The organism is Dactylosporangium sp. NPDC051541, from assembly GCF_044454505.1.
In the GTDB taxonomy this organism is placed as follows: Bacteria; Actinomycetota; Actinomycetes; order Mycobacteriales; family Micromonosporaceae; genus Dactylosporangium.
In genome coordinates this window covers 1-1236 of record NZ_JBITDU010000058.1, presented here as the reverse complement: position 1 = coordinate 1236, position 1236 = coordinate 1, and the positions used below count along the sequence as shown (strand labels likewise).

1 protein-coding gene is annotated in these 1236 nt (G+C 69.3%); it reads left to right on the top strand.

The features are described from left to right. A partial coding sequence (locus tag ACIA8L_RS56360) for an acyltransferase domain-containing protein (protein ID WP_395918542.1) occupies positions 1-1236 on the top strand: 1236 nt, incomplete at both ends.

Sequence of the window (1236 nt, the reverse complement as noted above, 5' to 3'; positions counted from 1 at the left end):
GACGGCGCCAGCAACGGCCTCACCGCCCCCAACGGCCCCTCCCAAGAACGCGTCATCCACCAAGCCCTGGCCAACGCCGGCCTCACCACAGCCGACATCGACGCCGTCGAAGCCCACGGCACCGGCACCACCCTCGGCGACCCGATCGAAGCCCAAGCCCTCGCCAACACCTACGGCCGCGACCGTCAGACCCAACCGCTGCTCCTAGGTTCCATCAAGTCGAACATCGGCCACACCCAAGCCGCCGCCGGCGTCGCCGGCGTCATCAAAATGGTCCAAGCCATCCAACACAGCACCCTCCCCCAAACCCTGCACGTCGACGCACCCTCCCCACACCTCGACTGGGACACCAGCGGCCTACAGCTCCTCACGGAACCCACCCCATGGCCCGCAGTCGACCGCCCCCGCCGAGCGGCCATCTCCTCCTTCGGCATCTCCGGAACCAACGCCCACCTCATTCTGGAACAACCACCGGCCCCTGTCGTGGCACCGGTGACGCTAGGACTGCAAGTCCTAGACCTCCCGATCGTCTGGCGGCTGTCAGCAAGGACCCCCGAAGCCTTGCGCGACCACGCCCGCCAACTCCTCAACCACGCGATGGACGCCGACCCCCACCAAGTCGCCGCCACCCTCGCCACCAGAACCGCCCACCCCTACCGAGCCAGCATCATCGGCGACAACCGAGAAGCGGCCCTCCACGCCCTGGCCACCGGAGAAGAACACCCCAACCTCGTCCACGACGGCCGGCCCGCCGCCACCAACCCCGGCAAGACCGTCCTCGTCCTCCCCGGCCAAGGCAGCCAGTGGCCCGGCATGGCCCTGGATCTCTACCGCACCACACCCCTGATCCGCGACCACCTCCACGCCTGCGCCGAGGCCCTCAAGCCCCACACCGGCTGGGACCTCATCGAACTCCTCCAGCACGACGACATCCCACAGACCCCCGACGTCATCCAGCCTGTCCTCTTCGCCATCAACACCGCCCTGGGCCACCTGTGGCAGACCCTCACCCCGGTCCACGCCGTCATCGGCCACTCCCAAGGCGAGATCGCCGCCGCCTACCTCACCGGCGCCCTCACCCTCACCGACGCCGCCACCATCGTCGCCCGCCGAGCCCAAACCCTGACCGCCCTCGCCGGCACCGGCAGCATGCTGTCCATCCCCCAACCCCACACCGCAATCACCCTCCCACCCAACACCGCCATCGCCGCCGTCAACGGCCCCGCCACCACCATC